Source organism: Methylosinus sporium (assembly GCF_003113265.1).
GTDB lineage: Bacteria > Pseudomonadota > Alphaproteobacteria > Rhizobiales > Beijerinckiaceae > Methylosinus > Methylosinus sporium.
Map to the genome: position 1 here is coordinate 64,270 of NZ_PUIV01000013.1, position 23,155 is coordinate 87,424.

Here is a 23,155-nt window from a genome sequence, read left to right on the forward strand (position 1 = left end):
CACCTAATCAAGAACTGGAACAAAATTAGAACATAAAAAGAACTTTTGTCAAACTCTCCAAGCGCGCGCGATCTACGCCGCTGCGGAGCCTCCCTCGGTGCGCAGCCAGGCGGCGCCGCAGGCGCGCGCCAATTCGCGCACGCGCAGAATATAGCTCTGCCGCTCGGTGACGGAGATCACGCCGCGCGCATCCAGAAGATTGAAGGCGTGGCTGGCCTTTATGCATTGGTCATAGGCCGGCAGCGCCATCAGATGGCGCTCGCCCTCGCCTCTGTCGCCGAAGGCGAGCAGCTTGCGGCATTCGGACTCGGCGGCGCGGAAATCGGAGAACAGCTTCTCCGTGTCGGCGGCCTCGAAATTATGCCGCGAATATTCCTGCTCGGCCTGCAGGAACACATCGGCATAAGTGACCTTGTCCTCTTCGCCGCCGTTGAAATTGAGCTCCATGATCGAATCGACGCCCTGCAGATAGCAGGCGAGCCGCTCGAGCCCATAGGTCAGCTCGCCGGCGACGGGCGCGCAATCGAAGCCCGCCACCTGCTGAAAATAGGTGAATTGCGAGATTTCCATGCCATCGCACCAGCATTCCCAGCCCAACCCCCAGGCGCCGAGAGTGGGGCTCTCCCAATCATCCTCGACGAAGCGAATGTCGTGCAGCCTGGTGTCGACGCCGATCGCCTCCAGCGAGGCGAGATAGAGCGATTGCAAATCCGGCGGCGAGGGCTTCAAAATCACCTGATATTGATAGAAGTGCTGGAGCCGATTGGGGTTCTCGCCATAGCGCCCGTCCTTGGGACGCCGGCTCGGCTGCACATAGGCGGCCTTCCAAGGCTTGGGGCCGAGCGCCCGCAGCGTGGTGGCGGGGTGAAACGTGCCCGCGCCCATCTCCATATCGTAGGGCTGCAAAATGACGCAGCCCTGCGCCGCCCAGAAATTTTGCAGGGTCAGAATGAGCCCCTGGAACGAGCGGGTGGGAGAAAGTCGGTCTGGCGCGGTCATTTGCATCGATCCTCATGCTGCGGCCGGCAGGCTAGTCGCCGCGCGCGCGCCGGTCAACGCGGCGAGGCGCCCGCAAAAAAGCCGCGCGCCCCCCGACGTCCCACGCTATTGTCCCGCCGCCGGCGAACATGAAGGAGTGCAGGGGCTGGAATGAGGGGGCGAGACATCGTCTTGGCGATCGGCGGGGCGGCGACGGCAATTTGGATCGAAGGGGCGAGGCCTGCGCAGGCGCACGCCGTCCTCTCGGAATCGACGCCGCGGGAGGCGCAGACCATCTCCGGCCCCGATCTAGAGGTGGCGCTGCGCTTCAACTGCCGCATCGATGCGCGCCGCTCGCGGCTGCTCTTGATCACGCCGGACATGCACGGGGCCGTGCTTCCGCTGCTGGAGGCGGAGGCCGCGGACGAAATGCGCGCCGCGCTCCGCGACTTGCGCCCGGGAGCCTATCGGCTGCATTGGCAGGTGCTGAGCGTCGACGGGCACATCACCCGCGGCGACGTCTCCTTTCGCGTCGGCCGTTGAGCCATGCAGCAATTCATCGAAATCTACGGCTTTCTGAGCGTCATATTGCGCGGCTCCATTTCAGGAGCGCTGTCGCTCGCCGTCGGCGGCGTCGCATTTCTTCTGCTCGTCGGCCGCCCGCTGGCTCCGCGGCTCGGCGCGGCGGCGGAGCCGATCGCCGCGCGCACCCGCGCCATCGTCTTCTGGAGCGCGATCGCGCTCGCTCTCCTCGTCGCCCTCGACGCCGCCACGCTCGCCACAATGCTGGTCGGCGCGCTGGAACTCTCATTCGCCGATGCGCTGACCGCCGATGCGGTGAAGTCCGACGCCCTCGCGGCCGCGCCCGCCCTCGCGCTCGCTTTCGCCATTCGCGGGCCGGCGATTGCGCCCCTGCCCCTCGCCATCTTTGCCGCCGCGCTCGTTTGCGCGCGGCTCGGCGCCACTCATGCGGTAAGCCGGCTCGACAATCCGCCCGGCCTCGTCGCCGCGGAACTCGCGCATCTGACCGGCGTCGCTCTGTGGATCGGCGGCATTCCCTATTTTCTCATGGCGCTCGCCCGCGCTCCGGAGGGCGCGGCGCAGCGCGCCATCGGCCTGCGCTTCTCGCATCTCTCCATCGTCGCCGTGACGATGATCGCCGCCGGCGGCGTCGCAATGTCGGCCGTCTATATCGGCGCGGTCGAAAATTTCTATGGCGCCGCCTATGGCGTCATGGTCGGCGCCAAGGCCATTCTCTTCACCGGCCTGCTGTCGCTCGGCGCGCTCAATTTCTTCGCCGTCCGCCGCCAGCCGACCGATCCGCGCGCCTTCGCGCGGCTGCGCCGTTTCGCGGAAGTGGAGATCGGAATCGGCTGGACGATCGTTTTCGCCGCCGCATCGCTCTCCTCGCTGCCGCCGGCCGTCGATCTCGCGCGCGACCGGGTGAGCCTCGCCGAGATCGTCGAGCGGCTGACGCCGCAATGGCCGCCGCGGCTCGACAGCCCGGACCATTCCACCCTTTCCGTTTCGCTGCCGCCGATCCAGACCGCGCGCGCCGACGATGTCGCGCCCGCGGAGGCGAGCGACGCCGTCACGGCCTCCATAACGGCGCAGCGCAACGCCGAGGACATCGCCTGGTCGGAATATAATCACCACATCGCCGGCCTGTTCGTCGCGGCCATGGGGCTGCTGGCGCTGCTGGAGCATTGGCGGCGCCTGTCGCCTGTCGCGCGCCACTGGCCCATGCTGATGCTCGGCCTCGCCGGCTTCCTCTTTTTGCGCGCGGACGAAGCCGTCTGGCCGCTCGGCCAGCTCGGCCTCATCGAGAGCCTGCGCGACCCCGAGATCGCGCAGCATCGCATTTTCCTCGCGCTCATCATCGGCTTTGGAATCTTCGAATGGCGGGTGCGGACGCAGCGAGTGAAGGCGCAATGGGCGCCCCTCGCCTTCCCGCTCATCACCGGCGTCGGCGGCGCGCTGCTGCTGGCCCATTCGCACGGTCTCTCGAATATCCGCGAGGAATTTCTGATCGAGGTCACACATACGCCGCTGGCGCTGGTCGGCCTCCTCGCCTCCTCCGCCCGCTGGCTGGAGATTCGCCTCGACGGCCCGGGCGCGCGCATCGCCGGAATCGTCTGGCCGATCGCCTTCACTTTTGCGGGGCTGATGCTGCTCGCCTATCGGGAGGCGTGATCGCATCGCTCATGCATAGCGTTCATGCGCTTATGAAAATTCTGCATTTCAGACGCTTCTAGCCCGCGCCTTAGAAATCCCGACGGCGAAGAGCCCAATGGGAGGAACATATGACGATTCTCGCGGAAGTCTTGGCGGCGAACGACAAATATGCCGCCGATTTCGGAGACAAGGCGCAACTCGCTCTGCCGCCGGCGCGGCGTTTCGCGATACTGACCTGCATGGACGCGCGCCTCGACCCGGCCAAATACGCCGGCCTTTCGGAAGGCGACGCGCATGTGATCCGCAACGCCGGCGGGCGCGCTTCCGACGATGCGATCCGCTCGCTGATCATTTCGCACAAGCTGCTCGGCACGCTCGAATGGTTCGTGATCCACCATTCCGATTGCGGCATGGAGCTGTTCTGCGACGAGGTGATGGCCGATCTGCTCGACGACAGCTTGGCGACGGCGGCCTTCGATGGAACGGCCTGGTCCAATCCGCAGCATGGCGGCGGCTGCACGGCGGGCCATTTCGTGAAATGGCTCACCATCGAGTCGCAGGAGGAGAGCGTCTACCAGGATGTGAAGCGCGTCCGCGAGCATCCGCTGACGCCGAAGAATATTCCCATCTACGGCTTCATCTATGATGTGAAGAGCGGGAAGCTGATCGACGTCCCCAAGGCGACCGAGGCCGGCCGCGCCGCCGCCTGACGAGACGAAACGCATGACGATCGGCCGCTTCGCGCGCGCATCGCGCGCAGCGGTCGGCCGGAAAGCTATCGCCGAAAGATCAGCCGATCTCGATATCGAGGCCGAGGTCGAGCGTGCGCGCCGAATGGGTGAGCGCGCCGACGGAAATGAGATCGACGCCCGTCTCGGCTATTGTCGCGATCGTCTCCAGCGTAACGCCGCCGGAGGCTTCTACACGCATTTTGTCGCCGATCAGCGCCACCGCGGCGCGCAAAACATCCGGCGGCATATTGTCGAGCAGCACGATGTCGGCGCCTTCGGCGAGGACTTCGCGCAATTGCGCGAGCGTATCCACCTCTATCTCGATCTTCACAATATGGCCGGCGAAGGCCTTGGCCGCGCGCAGAGCGGGGCCGACGCCGCCGGCGACGGCGATGTGATTGTCCTTGATGAGAATCGCATCGTCGAGGCCGAAGCGGTGATTGGCGCCGCCGCCGCAGCGCACCGCATATTTTTCGAATGCGCGCAGCAGCGGCGTCGTCTTGCGCGTGTCGCAGACCTTCGCTTTCGTATGCACGATTTTCTCGGCGTAGCGCGCCGTGAGCGTGGCGATTCCGCAGAGCCGGCCGAGGAAATTCAAGGCGACGCGCTCGGCCGAGAGAATGGCGCGCGCCGGCCCTTCGATCCGCGCGATGATCCCGCTTTCGCCGATATGCGCGCCATCTTGCGTCGCGGGCGTGAACATCACGGAAGGATCGACGAGGCGAAAGGCCGTCGAGGCCACGGCGAGGCCCGCGACGACGCCCGCTCCGCGCGCGGCGATGACGGCGCGGGCGTTGGCGGTCTCTGGAATCGTCGCCTGAGTGGTGATGTCGCCGGCGCGGCCGAAATCCTCGGCGAGAGCGGCGCGCACGACATCTTCGACATGAGGGGCGGGAAGGGTCCAGGGAGCTGTCATCGCGGCGTCCCCATAGAAGCGAGCCTGAAGGCTCGCGGTCCAGAGCGCGCGCCTTCAGGCTCGCATCGACGGCGCTGAGACCCGATCATTTCAGCGCCTCCGCGGCGATGGCGCGCGCTTGCGCCTCGGTCATATAGGAACGATCCGCGAGCGCGTCCTCGGCGCGCGGAAAATCCGACCGGAAATGCGCGCCGCGGCTCTCGCGCCGCGCCAGCGCCGCGCTCGTCGCCAGCAGCGCGGTCAGCGCCATATTGCGCAATTCGACGTTTGTCGTCGCCGCCTCTATGCGCAAGATCGCCGCTGCCGCGCGCGTGAGCCCTGCGCGATCGCGAATGACGCCGACGTCGCGCGCCATCACATGGCGCAGCTCATCGACGAGGTCTTGTCGCGGGGCGGCCGCTTCATCGCGCGCGGAGGGCGGAACCGCAACCGCGGCTTCTTCCTGCGTCGCGGGAATATGAGCGGCGATGCGCGCCGCGAACACCACCGCCTCGAGCAGGGAATTGGAGGCGAGGCGATTGGCGCCATGCACGCCGGTCGAAGCCACTTCCCCCGCCGCCCATAGGCCGGCGAGCGCGGTTCGCCCCTGCGCGTCGGTGGCGACGCCGCCCATGTGATAATGCGCGGCGGGCGCGATCGGAATCGGTTCCGTCACGGGATCGACGCCGCCAGCCATGCAGCTCGCATAGACGGTCGGAAAGCGCGTCGGGAACTCCGCGCCGACGGCGGCGCGCGAGTCGAGAAAAGCGCCCCGCCCTGCGGCGACGGAGGCGAAGACGCCGCGCGCGACGATATCGCGCGGCGCGAGTTCGGCGCCCGGATCGATATCGGCCATGAAGCGATGGCCAAAGCGATCGACGATGATCGCGCCTTCGCCGCGCAGCGATTCCGTCGCCAGCGGCGCCGGATCGACGCCTATGTCGATCGCGGTCGGATGAAACTGCACGAACTCCGCATCGGCGATGATCGCGCCGGCGCGCGCCGCCATTGCGAGGCCGAGGCCGCGCGCCTCTTTCGGATTGGTGGTGACGCGATAGAGATGTCCGATTCCACCCGTGGCCAGCACTGTCGCGTGCGAGAGAAAATCGCGCAGCAGCCCATCGCGGCCGCGCGCGCGCAGGCCGATGACGCCGCCGTCACGGGTCAGCAATTCTTGCGCGGAAAAGCCTTCCAACAATTCGATCGAGGGCGTCGCGCGAACGGCGGCGACGAGCGTCTCCATTATGGCGCGACCGGCCGTGTCGCCCTTCACGCGCACGACGCGGCGCTCCGAATGCGCGGCCTCGCGCGAGGGCGTGAATTTGCCGCCGGCGCGATCGAAGGGCACGCCATAGGAGAGAAGATCTTCGATACGCGCGCGGGCTTCGCGCGCCATGCCCAGCGCCACACGGGCGTCGACGATTCCTGCGCCGGCCTTCAGCGTGTCCTCGGCGTGACGCTCCGGCGAATCCGTGTCGAGCACGGCCGCGGCGACGCCGCCCTGCGCCCAGAAGGAGGCGGCCCCTTCATCGATCGAGCCCGGCGTCAGCACGACGACGCGGCGCGGCGCCAGCTTCAATGCGCAGAACAAGCCCGCGAGGCCGCCGCCGACGATGAGGATGGGCGCAGGCATGGCGTTAATCGATCGCTACGGCTGCGAGCTTGGCGAGCGCCTCGCTCTCCTTGGCGATGGCCGCAGCGACCAGCGCGCGCGTGCGCTCCGGCAAAGGCAGGGCGAGAGCGGCGCCATGGCCCTTGGGCGACATTTTACAGAGCGTCTTGCCGAGGATGTCGACGATCTTCTCATCGTCGTAATCTTTGTATTTCTCGTGAAAGTCGTCGAAATAATGCTCGAGGAAGACGATCGCCGCGACATTCTCCAGCGCCTGGGAGTCGCGATCCTTCTTCAGCTTCTCCTTGCGGATGATCGCGCCGACGTGGTCGATCTCGTCTTCCGCATAGCCCTGCGCGCTCATGAGCTCGCCGGCGAGGCGGGCGTGATGGGCGCGGCACTCCTTGCGCCAGTCGTTGTAGCCATGGCGGCCGAGCGGGAAATTCTCGCGCGGAATGTCCCAGCGGCGCAGATGCTGCGCGCGGGTCGCGATTTGCAGCAACTCCGAAGCCTCGGGATAGAGCGCGGCAAGGCGCGCCGTCATGCGCTCGGCATAGACGATCTCGAAAGCGCGCTCGGCGCCGTCGGTCGTCACTCTGCGCGGATCGTCGGCATTGGCGGCGTCGATCGCTGCGATCAGAGCCTCGTATCGCGCCGTCATGGCCGCGCTCCCTGAAAAATCCTTCTCCCGCCCGCGGGAGAAGGGAGTCCGTCAACCCAGATCGATCATCCGCTGCACGGAGACGCGCGCGCGCGCGGCGATCAGCGGATCGACCGTCACCTCTTCGCGAATATGCACCAGCGCGTCGAGAATCTTCGGCAGAGTGATGCGCTTCATATGCGGGCAGAAATTGCAGGGGCGGATGAACTCGGTTCCGGTCGTCTCCGCCGCGACATTGTCGGCCATGGAGCATTCGGTCACGAGCAGCACGCGCGCCGGCTTTTTGGCGCGCACATAATCGATCATCGCCGCCGTCGAGCCGGCGAAATCGGATATCTCCACCACCTCGCGCGGACATTCGGGATGGGCGATGATCTTCACGCCCGGATGATCGGCGCGATAGCTCTCGAGCTCTTCGACGGTGAAGCGTTCATGCACCTCGCAGGCGCCGCGCCAGGCGATGATCTTCACCTTGGTCTGCGCGGCGACATTCTCGGCGAGATAGCGATCCGGCAGCATGATGACGCGATCGGAGCCGAGGCTCTCCACAACTTTCAGCGCGTTGGAAGAAGTGCAGCAAATATCGACCTCCGCCTTCACATCGGCGGAAGTGTTGACATAGGCGACGATCGGCACGCCCGGATATTCGGCGCGCAGCGCGCGCACGTCGGCGGCGGTGATGGAGGCGGCGAGCGAGCAGCCGGCCTCGAGATCGGGCGTCAGCACGACTTTCTCGGGGCTCAGAATCTTCGAGGTCTCGGCCATGAAATGCACGCCGCCCTGCACGATGATCTCGGCGTCGGAGGTGGCCGCGAGCTTGGCGAGCTGCAGGCTGTCGCCGACGAAATCGGCGACGCAATGATAGATTTCCGGCGTCTGGTAGTTGTGGGCGAGGATGACGGCGTTGCGTTCCCGCTTCAGCTCGTTGATCGCCTTCACATAGGGCGCATGATAGGCCCATTCGATCGCCGGCATGACCTTGGCGACGCGCTCATAGAGATGGGCGGTCGCGGCCTCGACCTCTCTGTTCCAGGCGAGATTGGGCATGGGCAGCACGGGAAAGCGCTGCGCCGCGCCCTCGAGCGCGCCCAAAGCATGAGCGCGCGCTCGCTCTTTGTCGCCTGTCTGGAACGGGATGCCCATTGGCTTCCTCCGAACTCACTTATGCTCAATTGGAGCATAAGAGAACCAATCAAAAACTCCACCGGGGGCTCCCCGACAGAGAATGGTTTTCAGCTTAGAAGCGATGTGACGTTTCGGCAACCCTTGGCCGATCCGTCCCATCGCCGATATATGCTCGTAATGAGTATATGCCCAATGCGCGCCCAGAAACAAGAGCCCCCGCGTCGAGACTCCCGAATCCGCCGCGCGGTTGGCGACGCTCTCGTCTAAGACGCGGCCAGGAAATCGGCTGTCGCCTCTTCGAAGCGCCGTTCGAAATGCGCGAAGCGGAAATGATCGCGCCATCTGGCGTAGCCAGCCATGCCGAACTGCTGCGCGAGGTCGGGATCACGCAGCAGCTCGATGAGAGCGTCGGCGATCTCGCTCGGCGAATCTCGCGAAATATTGAAACCTGTCTCGCCGTCTATGTTGATTTCCTGCCCAGCGTCCTCACGCGAGGCGATGACGGGAAGCCCGCGCCGCATCGCCTCGATGTAGACGAGCCCGAAGCCCTCGGCGAATCCGGGCATCGCGAAAATCGTCGCGGAACGCCATAGCTCGTCGATCTTGTCGGCCGGCACAAAATCGATGATTTCGATCGATCGCGCCGCTCGAGACGCTCGCGCCAGCGCGCGCACGCGCTCCGCGGCTTCTCCTCCGCCGGCGAAAACGAGCCGGGCGCCGGGAACGGCTGCGGCGACCTTCGGCCAAATCGAGATCAGAATGTCATGTCCTTTGGCCAGCAGATTATCCATGCGCCCGAGCAGAAGGACGGTCGGCCTCCCCTCGGACGGCCCCACGAAATCCGGCCTTTCGTCGCTCGTGGTCGCGAGCCGGCACAATCGCACCGCTTTCGAGCGGTCGAGCATCCGATACGCCCGCTCCATCGTGTAGACGCTGTTCACGAGCACGATATCGGCCCGCGCTATAGCCTCTTCGTAATCGCGCCTCGGCTCGCCCCAGACCTCCCATCCATGCGCCCATACCGCATATGGACGGGCGGGCAATCTCACGAATTGCCGAGCGCGCGCCGTTCCCGCGAAATCATAGAATATGTGCGTCGCGCGCCGCGCCTGCATCGCGAGGTCGAAAACAAAACGCGCGCGACTTCCACGAAAGCCGCGGACAGGCGTCGCGCCGATGCGAAAATCCGCCTTTTCCATGCAGGCCAGCGCGGAGACGTCATGCCTTCCGCAAAGCGCCTGCATCGTCAATCGCGCGACTTCGCAAATGCCGCCGCGTCCTTCGTCGAGAAATTGCGAACAGAGGAGAATCGACGGCGCGCGGCCTCTCACGACCGCTTCCGCGCTGCGGCGAACAGCAAGGCGCCGCGCTGGCGCGCCAGCTCGCGCTGCTTCGCGTTCGAGATGAACAATCGCGCTATCGGCCGCAGCTGTCTCGGCAGCGGAATGGCGTCGGCCTCCTGTCCGAAGGTCTCGATGTCGACATGCTCGAAGAAGGTATAGAGCAGATCGGCGAGCAAATCCTTGGAATAGAAGCGGGCGGTGAATCCGTCGCTCGACCGCCAGAGCTCTTCGTCGACGGATGATCCAGACCAGAATTTCAAGCTGTAGCGCATCATCATCGTCAGATAGGCCGACATGCCGCCGAGATTATAGACCATCAGCTTGACGCTGCCGCCCGGCTTCAATACGCGCTCGATTTCTCGAACGATGCGCCCCGTTCTGGACGAGTGATGGATGACGCCCCACGACCATACGAGATCGAAACTATCGTCGGGAAAAGCGAGCGCTTCCGCGTCCATCTCGAAGATGTCGGCGTTGAGCCCTTTCACGGCGAATCTCGCGCGCGTCGCCTCGACCGAAGTGGGCGAAATGTCCACCGTCGTTAAAACCGCCCCTGCCCTCGAAAGCAATTCCGCATGAAAGCCCATGCCGCAGCCGATCTCGAGGACGCGCTTGCCCTCGAGCGAGGACGTTTCCATCAATTCATAGAATGGATTCTCTTGCGCCGAAAAAAGTCTCGCTCCGGCGAGAAATCGCCGATCGATCTCGTCGAACCATTGCCGGCTGAATTTTTCCAGCCGCACCTGGTCCTTCCAGTCGTAGCTCATCGTGTTGGACGTCCACCATTTCTTGTTTCCCTGCTGGACGTCGGGCGCGGCGAGAGCGTCGATGCGCTTCTCGGCATAGACCATCGGATCCCCCAATCCTAAGAAGCGGCGTTCGCGAAAGGAGCACTCGAGCTTCTCCATGGCGGAGAAAGCTCCTTTCCATGGTTAATTCGCCACGCTATCGGCCGCAATGCGCGAATCTCCCATGCGGAAAAAGACCCATTGCCCTCTCGCGCATCGCGGCGCCTAGGTGAGCGACGGGACTGGTCGCTGCGGCGACGAACCGCTATCGTTTCGTCATTCGTCAACCAATTGCTCCGCGAGAAGCGCCGACCGGGCGGATGCGACGAGCGATTCAACCAGGGAGCGCGCATCGCCCTTTCGCGGGAGGCGCGCGTCGATCCATGGCTCATTGCAGAGTTTGCGGTTCCGCCAAAGCGAGATTCGCGTTTCATCGGCAGGGCAGACGCTATTGGAAATGCGACGAGTGCCATTCGGTCACGGCGGATATGACGGCCGAGCAATATCTCGCGCTGGCTCCTTCCTATGATCTCGGCTCATGGATCGAATCCGCCGATCTGCGATCGGCTCGGCGCACTCTCGGCGTGGAGGAAAAGATCGCGGTCCTCAGGCGCCATGCGCCGCCGAATTGTGAAAAAATTCGTATGCTCGACATCGGTTGCGGAGCGGGCGGATATCTGCTGGCCGCGAAGGAATTGGGGTGGGAGGCGATCGGCGTCGACCCCAGCGAGCCGCACTCTCGCATCGGCCGCTCACTCGGTCTCGACATTCGCGTCGCGCCATTCAATTCGGCCGATTGTCAGGACGCGGGTTTCGATCTGGTGATGCTCAGCCATGTGATCGAGCATATTTACGACCAGCGGGCGTTTGTCTCCGACGTCCTGCGCGTTCTTCGGCCGGGCGGCGTTCTGCTGATGATCACCCCCAACGCCGCGAGTCTCGCGAGCCGAATCAGCGGCCGCTTCTGGCCGATGTTCAAGCCGGTCGATCATGTGAGCATGATCACGCCTTCGGCCCTTCGCTTCATTGCGCCGTCCGACGCCAATTGCAGATGGCGGACGACCGAGTATGAGAGCGAGGTGTTGACGACGTTCATGGTCGCCGTCCGCGACTGTCTGCGCGAGCTGCGGCGCTCCGGGTCCGACACGGCGGCGGAGCCGGCCTATGGCGGCGCTCCGTCGGAAGCGCCAGATCTTGCCGGGCGCCTGCTTCGCAGCGCGAAGGAGAAGGCGATCGCGCTCCTCTCCTGGCCCTTGCATCTTCTGGCCAAGGGGCTGCGGCGGCAAGCCTGTCTCGTCGTCGAGATCGAGAAAGCTCGAATGTGAGACCGCGCGCCCAGCGGCGTGACGGGCCGCGGTCTCGGGCTCTCGGCGGGAGCGGACGAAAATCTTTCTGCGTTTCATCGAAGCACAGAAGGCCGAACCGGCGTCCACTTCGGCTGGAAACGCGCTAGCGGGCGAAGACGGCGCCCTTTCGCTTCAGATAATTGCGGTCGACATAGCCGGACTTGCCCTCATAGGCGACCTTGCACCAGTTGGTCATCCATCCCTTCTGGCAGCCTGAGGAGACGACCTTTCGGCCCGCAGGAATTTTGGCGACCACCTTCCAGCTCTCGCCGGGGCCCGAGCGAACGGCGGTCGCGTCGCGGGTGACGAGCGGGGCGACGATGACATTCTTCATCGTCGGCTCCAGCGTGTTGGCGGCGACGAAGCCGCGCTTGCCCTTGTAACGGATCTGGCACCAGTCGTGTTTCCAGCCCGGCCCGCAATTGTCGAGCCGGATTTTGGCGCCGGCCGGGATTTGCGCGATGACCGGCCAGCGCGCGCCGGGGCCGGAGCGCATATTGGAGAAATCCGTGGCGACGCGGGGAGCCGCCATGGCCGTGGCGGCGCAGAGCGAGAAAGCCGCCGTGAGGAGCGGCGAGCCGAGCCGAAGTTGCATTGACGATCTCCTGTTTCGCGAAGAATTGCGGGAAAGAAACGCTCCATCTCGGGCAATTCTTGAACTCTTTTTCATCCTCTTTGGTTCCGCCGTCGCTTTCGAGCGATCCTGTCCAGGATTTCTCAACCATGAGGGCGCGAGGCTGGCCAGCGCGCGAGAAACTGCTATAGACGACGGCCATGCCGCAAAAACCGCATCCCGTCTTTCCGCATCGCCATCTTCTCGGCATAGAGGGGCTGTCGCGCATCGACATCGTCACTCTGCTCGACATGGCCGAGGAGGCGATCGAGGTCTCCCGCCAGGTGGAGAAGAAGCGCGCCACGCTGCGCGGCCGCACCCAGGTCAATCTCTTCTACGAATCCTCGACCCGCACGCAGGCCTCTTTCGAGATCGCCGGCAAAAGGCTCGGCGCCGACGTCATGAACATGTCGGTCGCCAATTCGTCGGAGAAGAAGGGCGAGACGCTGCTCGACACGGCGATGACGCTCAACGCCATGCGGCCGGATATTCTGGTCGTGCGCCACGCCCGCGCCGGCGCGGTTCATCTGCTGGCGCGCAAGGTGGATTGCGCGGTGGTGAACGCCGGCGACGGCGCCCATGAGCATCCGACGCAGGCGCTGCTGGACGCGCTGACGATCCGCCGCCACAAGGGCCGCATCGAAGGGCTCACGGTCGCGATCTGCGGCGATGTGCTGCATTCGCGCGTCGCCCGCTCCAATATTATTCTCCTGAGCGCGCTGGGCGCGCGGCTGCGCGCGGTCGGCCCCTCGACGCTCGCGCCCGATTCTCTGTCGCGCCTCGGCGTCGAGGTCTTCCATGATATGCGCTCCGGCCTCGCCGGCGCGGACATAGTGATGATGCTGCGGCTGCAGCGCGAGCGCATGAACGGCGCCTTTGTGCCGAGCAGCCGCGAATATTTCCATTTCTTCGGCCTCGACGAGGAGAAGCTCGCCTATGCCGCGCCCGACGCTCTGGTTATGCATCCCGGCCCGATGAATCGCGGCGTCGAGATCGACTCGAGCGTGGCCGACGGCGCCCGCTCGCTCATAAGGGATCAGGTGGAAATGGGCGTCGCCGTGCGCATGGCGGTGCTGGAGGCGCTCGCGCAGCACCTACCGAATGTGTAGTATGAGCCGATTTCGCAGATCGCAGAGGGGCGCCGGATGGTCTTTGTCGTTCGCCTGATCACATTGTTTTCCGAAGGGCTCTTGCAGCAATTCGTCAATGGCGTCGGCATCGCCGCCGCGATGGTCGCGCTCACCGCCGGCTTTTTTCGCCTCTCCTGGTGGAAAAGCGTGCTGATCCTCACCTTTATCTTCGGTTTCGGCGTCGAATATCTCTTCGAAGGCTGGATCAAATTCTCCGATAAGGCCGAAAGCGCCAGCGAGCGCTGGCCCTGGATGCTGCTGATCTATGTCTTCATCGTCTTCGTCGCTTATTGGACGGGGCGCGTCGGCCGGCGTCATATGGAGCGCCGCGGCAAGGCCGCTCCGCAAAAGCCCCCTATCCGCTGAAAACGCCTCGCTCTCCCTCTCCCCGGCGGGAAGAGGGAGAGCGGCCGCGTCACATCTTGCAGTTGGCTGCGCTCGGCAGCAGCGAGAGCTCGGTCATCTCGCCGGTGAGCGCGAAATCGCCATAGTCGAGCTTCAGCGCGCGCGAGATGCCGTTCTCGTAGAGGTCGAAGGACAGAACATAGACCGGCTGCTCGTCGCGTTTGCCCGGCTCGAAATAGGAGATCGACACCGGCCAGCGCTTGAGCCCTTCCAGCTCCTTGATCTGCGCGGCCTTTTCGGTGACGGCGCCATTGCTCGGCTTGCCGATCACGCTCATCGTGTCGAAGACTTTCTCGCCGTCGCCGGAGCCGTCGAAAACCTTGGCCTCGAGAATGCGCTCCTCCGCGACCGCCGCGGCGAGGATATGGCGCAAATGCTCGGTCGGGAAGAGAGCGCCGCCGTCCAGCGAGACCGTCGACTGCTTGGGCCGGGCGAGATCGACCGAGAGCGGCGTTCCGATCTTCTTCTTGGCCTTGCCGTCTATGTCCTCGGCCTGGACATTGTCCAGCTTGGTCTCGATGCGGAAACGGAAATCCTTGCCGTCGCCCGCCTCGAAAGTGGCGGAGCGCATGTCGGAGAGGCGCGGCGGACCTTCCGCGGGCTGCAATTCGGTGATCTGGCGGAAATTCTGCACCCAGCCTTCGCAGGAGGAGCCGGTGAAATCGAAGGCGATGCGGCCTCGCGCCGAGGTCGGAGCCTTGCTGCCCGTCGCCTGCGCCAGCGTCAGATCATAGACGGCGCGATGCGGCGCGAGCTGTGGCTGAGCGGCGACGGCCGCGATCGTCGCGGTCGTGTCGGTCTGCGCCGCATGAGCCGCGAGCGCGAGAAAGGAGGCGCAGGCGAGCGTCGCGCCGATGATCGTTTTTGGAGCCATGTGGGGTCTTTCTCCCTCTGTCGAGCTCGGTTTGGTTACGGGTCCGGCGTCTCCCGGCGCTTCGCGTCGACCTTCGACAGGGGGGAGCCGCCTCGCTTCGCTCCGGCTGTCGTCGCTGCGCGCTGCGCTCGCTCGACCAGTCTATCTCGGACGAACGAGATGTCGAGGCGAAGTCTCGCTCGACGCATTGCCTCCCGACCTTGGCCAAATTACGGTCGGGGACGAAAACGCGAGATCGCTCGAAGATCGACGAAAGGAAAGCGTAATGTCCGACACAGCGAAGACGCCGCTCGAAAAGCTCGAGGCTCTAGGGCTCGCCCTCCCCACCCCGGCGGCGCCCGTCGCCAATTATGTTCCCTGGACGCGCTCCGGCAATCTCGTCTTCGTCTCCGGACAATTGCCGGTCGGGCCCGGCGGCGCGATCGATCCTGCGCATAAGGGCAAGCTCGGCGCCTCCGTCGCGCTCGAAGCCGGCCAGGCGGCGGCGCGGATCTGCGCCCTCAATCTGCTGGCGCAGGCCTCCGTCGCGGCAGGCGGCGATCTCGCCAAGCTGCGCGTCTTGCGGCTCGGCGGCTTCATCAACAGCGCCGGCGATTACGGCCAGATCCCGCAAGTGCTGAACGGCGCCTCCGATCTCGTCGCCGCCGTGCTCGGCGAGAATGGACGCCATGCGCGCTTCGCCGTCGGCGTCGCGCAGCTTCCGCTCGACGCGGCGGTGGAAGTGGATGGAACCTTCGAAATCGTGGAGTAGGCGATGACGCGCGGCGGCGGCGTTCCCTATCACTGGCTCACCGAGCATAAAATCGCGCATAGAGGTCTGCACGATCGCTCCAAAGGCATAGTCGAGAACTCGCTGTCGGCGGCGCGCGCCGCCGTCTGCGCCGGCTACGCCATAGAATGCGACGTGCAGGCAAGCGCCGACGGCGAGGTCGTCGTCTTCCACGACGAGACACTGGAGCGTCTCACCGACGCGACGGGCCGTCTCGACGCGCTGAATCATTTCGAGATCGCCCGCCTCACCCTGCGCGGAACGCGAGAAGGCGTTCCGACGCTCCGTGATTTTCTCGCGACGATCGGCGGAAACGTTCCGCTGTTCATCGAGATCAAGAGCCGTTTCGACGGCGATCTCGCACTCGCCCGCAATGTCGCGGAAATCGTCGCGCATTATCGCGGCGTCGTGGCGATCGAGAGCTTCGATCCGGCGCCGATCGCGGAGCTGCGCGCGCATTTCGGCGCGCTGGGCATAGCGGGCGCGCCGCTCGGCGTCGTCGCGCAAGCGTCCTATGAGGGCGAGGATTGGCGCTTTCTCTCCGCCGCGCAGCGGGAGGAGCTCACGCAATTCTCCCATGTCGAACGCACGCGGCCGGATTTTCTATCGTGGAATGTCCATGATCTGCCGCATGAGATTCCGCGCCGCTGCCGCGAGGACCTCGGCATTCCGATGACGACATGGACCGTGCGTAGCGCGGAACAGGCGAAGACGGCGCTCGCCTTCGCCGATCAGATCGTCTTCGAAGGCTTTGCGCCCTGAGCGGCCCCGTCCGACGCCGTCTTCCGTCATAAATCTATCGTCGAGCTCGCGCTAATATCGATCGTTAAATTTATTTGGAGCTCGAAATGATTATCGAATCGAAGTTCGACGACGCCGAATTGCGCGACCAGATCCGATCTGGACAGGCCGCCCCGCATCCGACGCCGGATCCCGCCCGTGTGGTCGACCAGATCGTGCATCGCGTGCGCGCCGGCGCAGGCGTCGATTTCGACGCCTATGAAGCGCTGATCGGCGCGAATGATCTCGTCGAGATCAATTATCTCGAACGCGGCCTCATGGCGGCGCGCGCGGTCTGCCGCATCAACGCCCCGGCCCTCGTCGGCAATGGGAGCGAATGGGGAACGGGCTTTCTGATCGGCCCGCGCCTGCTGCTGACCAATAATCACGTATTGCCTACGCCCGAGGACGCGCTGCGCGCGACGATCGAATTCGGCTATGAGCTCGACGGCTCGGGCCGGCTGCGCCGCAGCACCCGTTTCGCCCTGTCGCCGCAGGACGGCTTCGTCACCAGTCCGAGAAATCGTCTCGACTATACCATCGTCGCCGTCGCCGAGCGAAGCGAGGATGGCGCGGCGCTCGCCGACTTCGGCTATCTGCGTCTCGACGCGCGCACCGGCAAGATCGATACGGGCAATTACGTCACGATCATCCAGCATCCAGACGCGCGCACGAAGCGCATTTCGCTGCGAGAGAACAAGATCGTCAAATATGGCGACGAGAGAGACTCTTCGAAGGACGATTTCCTCTGGTATTCGTCGGACACCGCGCCCGGCTCCTCCGGCGCGCCCGTGTGCACGGACGCCTGGCAGGTCGTCTGCCTCCATCACGCCGGCGTGCCGGAGCGCCTGATCGTCAATGGCGTCGAGCATTGGACGCTCACCGACGGATCGACCGCCCCGGCGACGACGGCGCGGCGGCTCGAGGGCGAGAAGATCAAATGGATCGCCAATGAGGGCGTGCGCGTGTCCAAGCTGCTCGCCGACCTCGAGCAGCAGGTCAAATCCTCCGCGACGCCGCGCTCCGCGCTGATCGGCGATCTGCTCGCCGACGCTTCCGGCGCCGTGTCCTTTCCGGGCGCGCAGCCGTTGCAGAGCATCGTCGGCCCGCCGATCATCGGCGCCCCGGCGATCCTCGTCGCGCAATCGGCCGCGCTGGAAGCGGCGCGCGCTCCGAAGCGGCGCACGCATCCGGCCAATTATTTCGACGGCCGAAAAGGCTATGATCCGAATTTCCTCCCCGTGGCCGCGCCCTTGCCGACGCTCGGCCCCAATGCGCTGCGCTTCGGCAGTCCGGCCAAGATCGCCGGCGCGTCGGACGACGTGCTGCGCTATCTGCACTTTTCGGTGGTCTTCAACGGCGATCCCAAGCGTAAGCTGGCCTTCTTCACCGCCGTCAACATAGACGGCGCCAAATGGGTCAATCTCGATCGCGGCGCCGACGCCTGGTACTATGACCCGCGCCTGCCCGAGGAATTGCAGAACGGCGACGAGCTCTATGGCAACGAGCCCGTGCCGGGGAAGAACTACTTCGACCGCGGCCATCTGGTGCGCCGGCTGGACCCGGTATGGGGCGCGATCCGCGAAGCCAAGCAGGCGAACGACGACACCTTCCACTGGACCAACTGTTCGCCCCAATATTGGGGCTTCAATCAAGGCGCCGACCTCTGGCAGGGTCTCGAGAATTTCATTCTCTACAACACCGACGAGGAAGATGTCCGCGCCAGCGTCTTCACCGGCCCCCTGTTCCGATCCGACGACGAAGAGCATCGCGGCGTGCTGATCCCGCAATTCTTCTGGAAAGTCGTCGTCGTCGCCGACCGCAGGGGCGCGCTCTACTCGAGCGCCTATATGGTCAGCCAGCAGGACTATGCTCTGAACATTCCCTTCGAGCAGCTGCCGGTGGGCCCGAACAGCTCGGAGCCCGGCCAGAATTTTCAGGTTCCGGTGACGAAAATCGAAACGGAGACGGGACTGCGCTTCCCCGACGCAGTGAGAAGCGCCGACGTCTTCACCGGCCCCGGCGCCGGACGACGGCTACGCACGCTGGCCGATGTGCAGCATCCGAGACGCTGACGGCGTCTCGGATGCTTCGGCGCAATCAAGGCGTCGACGGAGCGGGAATCGCGGTCGAGACATGCGCGGCGAGCGCGTCGCGCAGCGCTTGTTCCTTATTGTGGTCGAGCGAGGTCTTGAGCACTATGCCGCCGGTGCCCTTCACCGCATCGAGCAGCTTGTCGGTCGTCAGCTTGCGGATCAGCACGAAGAGCGCGGCGTTGCCGGGCTGAAGCGTCTCCGAGAGCTGCTTCATGAAGGCGTCGTTGATGCCGTAATCGGTGAGCGCGCCGCTGAGCGCGCCCGCGCCCGCGCCGATCGCCGCGCCGAGCAGCGGATTGAGGAAGATGAGCCCGATCAACGCGCCCCAGAAGGTGCCGCTGACGGCGCCGGCCGCGGTGGTGTTGATGAGCTGGTTGAGCTTCACATGGCCGCTCGGCTCCTTCACCGCGATGACCGCATCGCTGATCTCGATCACATATTCTTTCTGCAGATCGAACAGTTTCTGCCGGATTTCCTCGGCCTTGGCCTCGGTCGGATAGACGATGACGACGAGATCGGACATGAAAGCTCTCCTCTTGTCGGAAGGCGCGCATTCTCATTGAAGCGCGTGAACGTGTCGTTGCGACGACCGCGCGAATGCGAGGCGACCTCGACGCGCTCCGCCTCGATCGGCGAAACGCGCGAATGCGCGCATCGTTTCCGCTTCTCTCTATGTAGGGAGCTAGGGCTGAATCGAAACCAGGCGTCGCCATGCCGCAGGCAGACGATCGATGATGTCGTCGGCGATGAGGCCGGCGCCGAAATCATCCGCCGCGGCGGCGTGCATCCACACGGCGCAGGAGGCGGCGGCGAAAGGCTCCATCCCTTGCGCCAGCAGGCCTGCGACAATGCCGGTGAGAACGTCGCCGGAGCCGGCGGTGGCGAGCCAAGGCGAAGCCTCCGCCAATATTGAGGCGCGCCCGTCCGGCGCGGCGACCACAGTGTCCGGCCCTTTGAAAATCACGATGGCGCCGATATCGCGGGCGGCGTCGCGCGTGCGCTCGAGCTTGGAAATGGGCGCGCCGCTGATCGTGCGCTCCCAGCGCTGGCCGTGAAAGAGCCGCGCGAACTCGCCGCCGTGCGGCGTCAGCACGACCGGACCCGGCGCAGCGCGAATCGCCTCGCGCAGACGATCCGGCGCGAGCGCGAAGCTGGTCAGGGCATCGGCGTCGAGCACCACGGCGCGGCGCTCCGGCGAGGGCGCGAGCGCGGTCTCGACCAGAGCGCAGCTCGCCTCGCCGACGCCGAGGCCCGGCCCCAGAGCGACGACATTCTTGCGCTTGTCCTCGAGCAGAGCGGAAAGCCCGGCAGGCCCGTCGGCGACGCGCAGCATCACCGCGGTCAGCGCCGGCGCGTTGACGGCGAAGGCCTCCTGCGGCGTCGCCAGAGTGACGAGGCCGGCGCCGCCGCGCAGCGCCGCCAGCGCCGAGAGCCGCGCCGCGCCCGTATGCGAGGCGCCGCCCGAGATCACCACTGCATGGCCGCGCGCATATTTGTGGCCCTCGACGCTCGGAAGGCGAAGAGCGTCGCGCCAGGCGGCGGGCTCGTTGACGAAGGTCTGCGGCTGGATCTTCTCCAGCACATTCGACCTTATGCCGATATGGGCGCAGGAGATCGTCCCGCAGCGCAGCCGACCCGGCAACAGCAGATGCCCGCATTTCAGACGGAAGAAAGTGACCGTCGAATCGGCCTGCACGGCGACGCCGCGAATGGCGCCGCTGGTGCCGTCGACGCCGGACGGAATGTCGATGGCGATGATCTTCTGCTTGGTCTCCTCGCGCCAAGCGTTGAGGCGCAGGATCAGCTCCGCCGTCGGCCCGTCCAGATCACGCGCGAGACCCGTGCCGAACAAAGCGTCGATGACGAGATCGACGCCTTTGAAATCACAAGTTGCGGCGTCCTCGACGCGGCCGTCCCAGCTCGTCGCGGCCAAGCGCGCATCGCCGTGCAGAGTGTCCGGCGGCGTGAGCGCTGCGACGCGCACTTTGAAGCGCTGGCTGCGCAATATGCGCGCGGCGACATAGCCGTCGCCGCCATTATTGCCCGGCCCGCACAGCACCAGCACGCGCCGCCCCGCCGTCTTCACCAGAAAGGCCGTGGCGGCCGCGGCTATGGCGGCGGCCGCCTTCTCCATCAGCGCCATGCCGGCGACGCCGCTCTCTATGGTGAGGCGGTCGGCGCGCGCCATTTGCGCTGTGGTCAAAAGTTCGGGCGGATAGGGTCCGAGCGGCATGGCGCGATGGTGGGCGAAACCGCCCCGCTCCGCAACGCCTTTTCCCCGCTACGGCCGAAACCCGCGCTTTTTTGACGCGTTTGCGCGAGCGAGGCGGCCGGGCGTCTCGAATCGAGAGCGCGGCGCCGAATCGACGCCGCGCCGAATCGAGGCTCAGGGCGCGCCTTGAGGCTGCACGTCGAAATGCAGCATCATGCCCATGTCCTCATGCTCCACCAGATGGCAGTGATATGGATAGACGCCCGTATAGCCGCGCGGGAAATGCACGAGCAGCTCGACCAGCTCGTTGGATTGGATCCGCACAGTATCGTGACGGACGACGCCGTCGAAATCGAGCCGCCGCTCTATGCGCGCGAAGACAGAGTTCTCGGCGGCGTCCTTGCGCAGGCGAAAACGCCGCAGCACGACGAAATTCACGAGATGCATGTGGAACGGATGCATGTCGGGCACGCCATCGGCGAGATGCGCCTGATCATTGCCGATATTGGCGACATACCAGCGCTCATAGCTTCCCTCGCGCGGGCGGATAATGGCGCGGCCGGCCGCCGGATTGTGCCGATAGAGATGCGCGTAGCGATAGATGGGCGGATAGCCGGCGGGATCGACATTGTCGGTGGCGAGCGGCCACAGCGGATCGGCGTGGCGCGCCGCATGGGGCGGATTGGGATCGGCGGGCTCGAAGAAAAAGGCGCGCGAGACCTGATAGGCGACTCCCGCCGCGGGCTGGCCCTCCTCCCAAGGCGTCGCCAGCTTGGCGTCGAAGGGCAATGTGAAGGCGCTGGCGTCGCCGGCGGGCGCGGTGGAGGGCCGCAGCTCCCACATTTGCGTGTCGCGCCACGGCGCGCCGGTGATCGGATTGACCGGCTCGACATCGGCCTTGCCAGCGGTGTCGTTCATCAGCAGCACGAAGCGATTGCGCACCACGGGCGCATCCGTGTTGGCGCGGATCAACCCCGGCGTGCTGGCGTCCCAGCGGAAGCTCTCGTCATCGGCGTAGCGCAGCAGAATCTTATCGAGCGTGACGCGATCGAGCGGCGGCTGCGCCGCGGCGTGATGCGCCGCCGGCGCAGCGGCGCCCCCGGCCCCATGCGTATGCGGGGCGTCGACGATACGGAACTCCATCACATTGGCGAGCGGCAGATCGGCATGCGGTCCGTCGCTCTTTTGCGTGAAGGCGATCGCCTTCAGCGCCTCCGGCGTTCCCGGCGCGAAGACGGAATTGGCGTCGTTCTGAAAGATCGGCTCCTGCTCCGGCTGCGTCGGGTCATAGCCCGCGATCGACAGATTGACGAGATGAAGAGAGCCGAGGACGTCATTGTCGATTTGCGTGAGATCGAGCAGCACGTCGAGACGCTCGCCCGGCGCCAGCAAGAGATAATCGAGCTCCTCGAGCTTCTCGCCGCGGCTGAACAGGCCGCCGTCATTGCCGATGGCGGTGAGAAGATCGCCATACCAGATCTTGCCGCCGATCTTGCCGTCGGGATCGGCGAGCGTCAGCGCATAGCTGCGCGCGTTGGAGCCATTGAGGATGCGCAGGCGATAGATCTTGGGATTGACATGGGCGTGCGGCCAGGGCCGGCCATTGACGAGAATCGTGTCGCCGAGAAATTCCGGCCGAATGAAGGAGCGCTTGCCGGTCGCCGGGTCCTTCTGCAGCGGAACGCCCTTCAGATAGCTCACCCCGGCGCCGTCGGCGTTCAGGCAGCGGTCCTGAATGACGAGCGGCAATTCCTGCGTCTCGTCGCCGATGAGATGGAACAGCTCCGCGTCCGAATTGTCGCGCACGAAATAAAGGCCCGCGAGGCCGGCGTGCACCTGCACCGCCGTATTGTCCATGCCATGATCATGGAACCACAGCATGGCCGCGCGCTGGTCGTTGGGATAGCAATAGGAGCGATAGGCCGGCATTCCATAGGGATTGCCCTCGAAGCTCGCCGGGCTGAGCGGCCAGCCGTCCGAATCCGGCCGCGCCTTGGCGCCGTGCAGATGCGCGACGACGCCGACCGGATAATTCATCGATTTATACTGGTCTATATCCTCGGCGAGATCCATGGGCGGCGGATCGATCGGCGGCATGGCCAGCGAGCGCGCGTCGCCGGGCTTTTCCGCCGGCATGGAGCCGATTCGGTTGATCCAGACCACCTCGAGCGGGCGCCCGCGCGTGACATTGACGATGGGGCCGAGATAATTCTCGAGGCTGGCGGCGCGCTCCTGCGGCGAGCCCTGACGAATATAGCACCAGGCGTTGGGCGAAGCCGGCGCGGCGACGGAATCGGTATATTTGACGCTGCGCGCCTCGACCGAAATGGCGATTTTCCCCCAGCCGCCAGTCTGGCCGGCGCCGATGACGTCGAGGGCGGCGAGCGGCAGGTGATTGTCGAATTTCATGAGCATGAAACAAAATCCTCGAGAGACAAAGTAAACGAACGCGAAACCGCGAACTGTAGAATGATCGTCCATATTGTGGCGAACAATGTGACGGATCGTCTCCTTTGTAGCGGAAATTTCGGCGGGGACGCATGACGCCGCCCAGCCCACGACTTGCGCGCGCCGCCCTCGCGCCATGTCCCCCGGCGTGCTAACTCCTCCCCATGCCCTCCC

At 65.2% G+C, this 23,155-nt stretch carries 21 protein-coding genes; 9 read left to right on the top strand and 12 right to left on the bottom strand.

Annotation, left to right across the window (positions count from 1 at the left end):
• Window positions 1–72: 72 nt before the first annotated feature.
• Window positions 73–999: a glycine--tRNA ligase subunit alpha gene (locus C5689_RS10355; protein ID WP_108917199.1), complete on the bottom strand. Its 927-nt coding sequence runs from the start codon at window positions 997–999 to the stop codon at window positions 73–75.
• Between the two features lie 150 nt (window positions 1,000–1,149).
• On the opposite strand from C5689_RS10355, the gene C5689_RS10360 reads away from it, so the two are divergent.
• The 3 genes from C5689_RS10360 (at window position 1,150) to C5689_RS10370 (ending at window position 3,863) form a co-directional block, all read left to right on the top strand.
• On the top strand, window positions 1,150–1,521 hold the full coding sequence (locus tag C5689_RS10360; protein WP_108917200.1) for a copper resistance CopC family protein: 372 nt from the start codon (window positions 1,150–1,152) through the stop codon (window positions 1,519–1,521).
• A gap of 3 nt (window positions 1,522–1,524) precedes the next feature.
• On the top strand, window positions 1,525–3,171 hold the full coding sequence (locus tag C5689_RS10365; RefSeq protein ID WP_108917201.1) for a copper resistance D family protein: 1,647 nt from the start codon (window positions 1,525–1,527) through the stop codon (window positions 3,169–3,171).
• Window positions 3,172–3,281: 110 nt separating this feature from the next.
• Complete coding sequence (locus tag C5689_RS10370) at window positions 3,282–3,863, top strand: beta-class carbonic anhydrase (RefSeq protein ID WP_108917202.1); 582 nt, start codon at window positions 3,282–3,284, stop codon at window positions 3,861–3,863.
• A gap of 79 nt (window positions 3,864–3,942) precedes the next feature.
• Here the strand turns inward: C5689_RS10370 and nadC are convergent, their stop codons facing one another.
• From nadC to C5689_RS10400, 6 genes are all read right to left on the bottom strand, one after another.
• The gene (nadC, locus tag C5689_RS10375; protein WP_108917203.1) at window positions 3,943–4,800 is read right to left on the bottom strand and encodes a carboxylating nicotinate-nucleotide diphosphorylase; all 858 of its coding nucleotides are present in this window, start codon (window positions 4,798–4,800) and stop codon (window positions 3,943–3,945) included.
• Between the two features lie 85 nt (window positions 4,801–4,885).
• The gene (locus C5689_RS10380; protein ID WP_108917204.1) at window positions 4,886–6,412 is read right to left on the bottom strand and encodes an L-aspartate oxidase; all 1,527 of its coding nucleotides are present in this window, start codon (window positions 6,410–6,412) and stop codon (window positions 4,886–4,888) included.
• 4 nt (window positions 6,413–6,416) lie between these two features.
• Entirely contained in the window at window positions 6,417–7,052 is a 636-nt protein-coding gene (locus C5689_RS10385; protein ID WP_108917205.1) for a DUF4202 domain-containing protein, read from the bottom strand.
• Between the two features lie 51 nt (window positions 7,053–7,103).
• Window positions 7,104–8,195: a quinolinate synthase NadA gene (nadA, locus tag C5689_RS10390; protein ID WP_108917206.1), complete on the bottom strand. Its 1,092-nt coding sequence runs from the start codon at window positions 8,193–8,195 to the stop codon at window positions 7,104–7,106.
• 245 nt (window positions 8,196–8,440) lie between these two features.
• Window positions 8,441–9,508 (bottom strand): glycosyltransferase family 4 protein, encoded by a 1,068-nt coding sequence (locus C5689_RS10395; RefSeq protein WP_108917207.1) that lies wholly within the window; start codon window positions 9,506–9,508, stop codon window positions 8,441–8,443.
• The gene (locus C5689_RS10400) at window positions 9,505–10,428 is read right to left on the bottom strand and encodes a class I SAM-dependent methyltransferase (protein WP_108917208.1); all 924 of its coding nucleotides are present in this window, start codon (window positions 10,426–10,428) and stop codon (window positions 9,505–9,507) included. The genes C5689_RS10395 and C5689_RS10400 overlap by 4 nt, the downstream gene beginning before the upstream one ends.
• A 368-nt stretch (window positions 10,429–10,796) precedes the next feature.
• Between C5689_RS10400 and C5689_RS10405 the strand changes: the two genes are divergently transcribed.
• The gene (locus C5689_RS10405; RefSeq protein WP_158271797.1) at window positions 10,797–11,633 is read left to right on the top strand and encodes a class I SAM-dependent methyltransferase; all 837 of its coding nucleotides are present in this window, start codon (window positions 10,797–10,799) and stop codon (window positions 11,631–11,633) included.
• Window positions 11,634–11,757: 124 nt separating this feature from the next.
• On the opposite strand, the gene C5689_RS10410 is transcribed toward C5689_RS10405, so the two are convergent.
• Window positions 11,758–12,249 carry an SH3 domain-containing protein gene (locus tag C5689_RS10410; RefSeq protein WP_108917210.1) on the bottom strand — a complete coding sequence of 164 codons (492 nt, stop codon included), beginning with the start codon at window positions 12,247–12,249 and terminating at the stop codon, window positions 11,758–11,760.
• Between the two features lie 179 nt (window positions 12,250–12,428).
• Between C5689_RS10410 and C5689_RS10415 the strand changes: the two genes are divergently transcribed.
• Both C5689_RS10415 and C5689_RS10420 read left to right on the top strand, forming a co-directional pair.
• On the top strand, window positions 12,429–13,376 hold the full coding sequence (locus tag C5689_RS10415; RefSeq protein WP_108917211.1) for an aspartate carbamoyltransferase catalytic subunit: 948 nt from the start codon (window positions 12,429–12,431) through the stop codon (window positions 13,374–13,376).
• Window positions 13,377–13,412: 36 nt separating this feature from the next.
• Window positions 13,413–13,763: a hypothetical protein gene (locus C5689_RS10420; protein WP_108917212.1), complete on the top strand. Its 351-nt coding sequence runs from the start codon at window positions 13,413–13,415 to the stop codon at window positions 13,761–13,763.
• Between the two features lie 49 nt (window positions 13,764–13,812).
• Here the strand turns inward: C5689_RS10420 and C5689_RS10425 are convergent, their stop codons facing one another.
• Window positions 13,813–14,676 (bottom strand): cell envelope integrity EipB family protein, encoded by an 864-nt coding sequence (locus C5689_RS10425; protein ID WP_108917213.1) that lies wholly within the window; start codon window positions 14,674–14,676, stop codon window positions 13,813–13,815.
• A gap of 265 nt (window positions 14,677–14,941) precedes the next feature.
• Here C5689_RS10425 and C5689_RS10430 point away from each other — a divergent pair, with 265 nt between their 5' ends.
• From C5689_RS10430 to C5689_RS10440, 3 genes are all read left to right on the top strand, one after another.
• A complete protein-coding gene (locus tag C5689_RS10430) occupies window positions 14,942–15,427 on the top strand; it encodes a RidA family protein (protein WP_108917214.1) in 486 nt (161 codons plus the stop codon).
• A gap of 3 nt (window positions 15,428–15,430) precedes the next feature.
• Window positions 15,431–16,207 carry a glycerophosphodiester phosphodiesterase family protein gene (locus tag C5689_RS10435; protein WP_108917215.1) on the top strand — a complete coding sequence of 259 codons (777 nt, stop codon included), beginning with the start codon at window positions 15,431–15,433 and terminating at the stop codon, window positions 16,205–16,207.
• An 86-nt stretch (window positions 16,208–16,293) separates the two neighbouring features.
• Window positions 16,294–18,300, top strand: a complete 2,007-nt coding sequence (locus C5689_RS10440; protein WP_108917228.1) for a DNA/RNA non-specific endonuclease — start codon at window positions 16,294–16,296, stop codon at window positions 18,298–18,300.
• A gap of 25 nt (window positions 18,301–18,325) precedes the next feature.
• On the opposite strand, the gene C5689_RS10445 is transcribed toward C5689_RS10440, so the two are convergent.
• From C5689_RS10445 to C5689_RS10455, 3 genes are all read right to left on the bottom strand, one after another.
• The gene (locus C5689_RS10445; protein ID WP_108917216.1) at window positions 18,326–18,844 is read right to left on the bottom strand and encodes a DUF1269 domain-containing protein; all 519 of its coding nucleotides are present in this window, start codon (window positions 18,842–18,844) and stop codon (window positions 18,326–18,328) included.
• 159 nt (window positions 18,845–19,003) lie between these two features.
• Window positions 19,004–20,554, bottom strand: a complete 1,551-nt coding sequence (locus C5689_RS10450) for an NAD(P)H-hydrate dehydratase (RefSeq protein ID WP_108917217.1) — start codon at window positions 20,552–20,554, stop codon at window positions 19,004–19,006.
• 153 nt (window positions 20,555–20,707) lie between these two features.
• The gene (locus C5689_RS10455) at window positions 20,708–22,948 is read right to left on the bottom strand and encodes a multicopper oxidase family protein (protein ID WP_108917218.1); all 2,241 of its coding nucleotides are present in this window, start codon (window positions 22,946–22,948) and stop codon (window positions 20,708–20,710) included.
• Window positions 22,949–23,155: the final 207 nt, after the last annotated feature.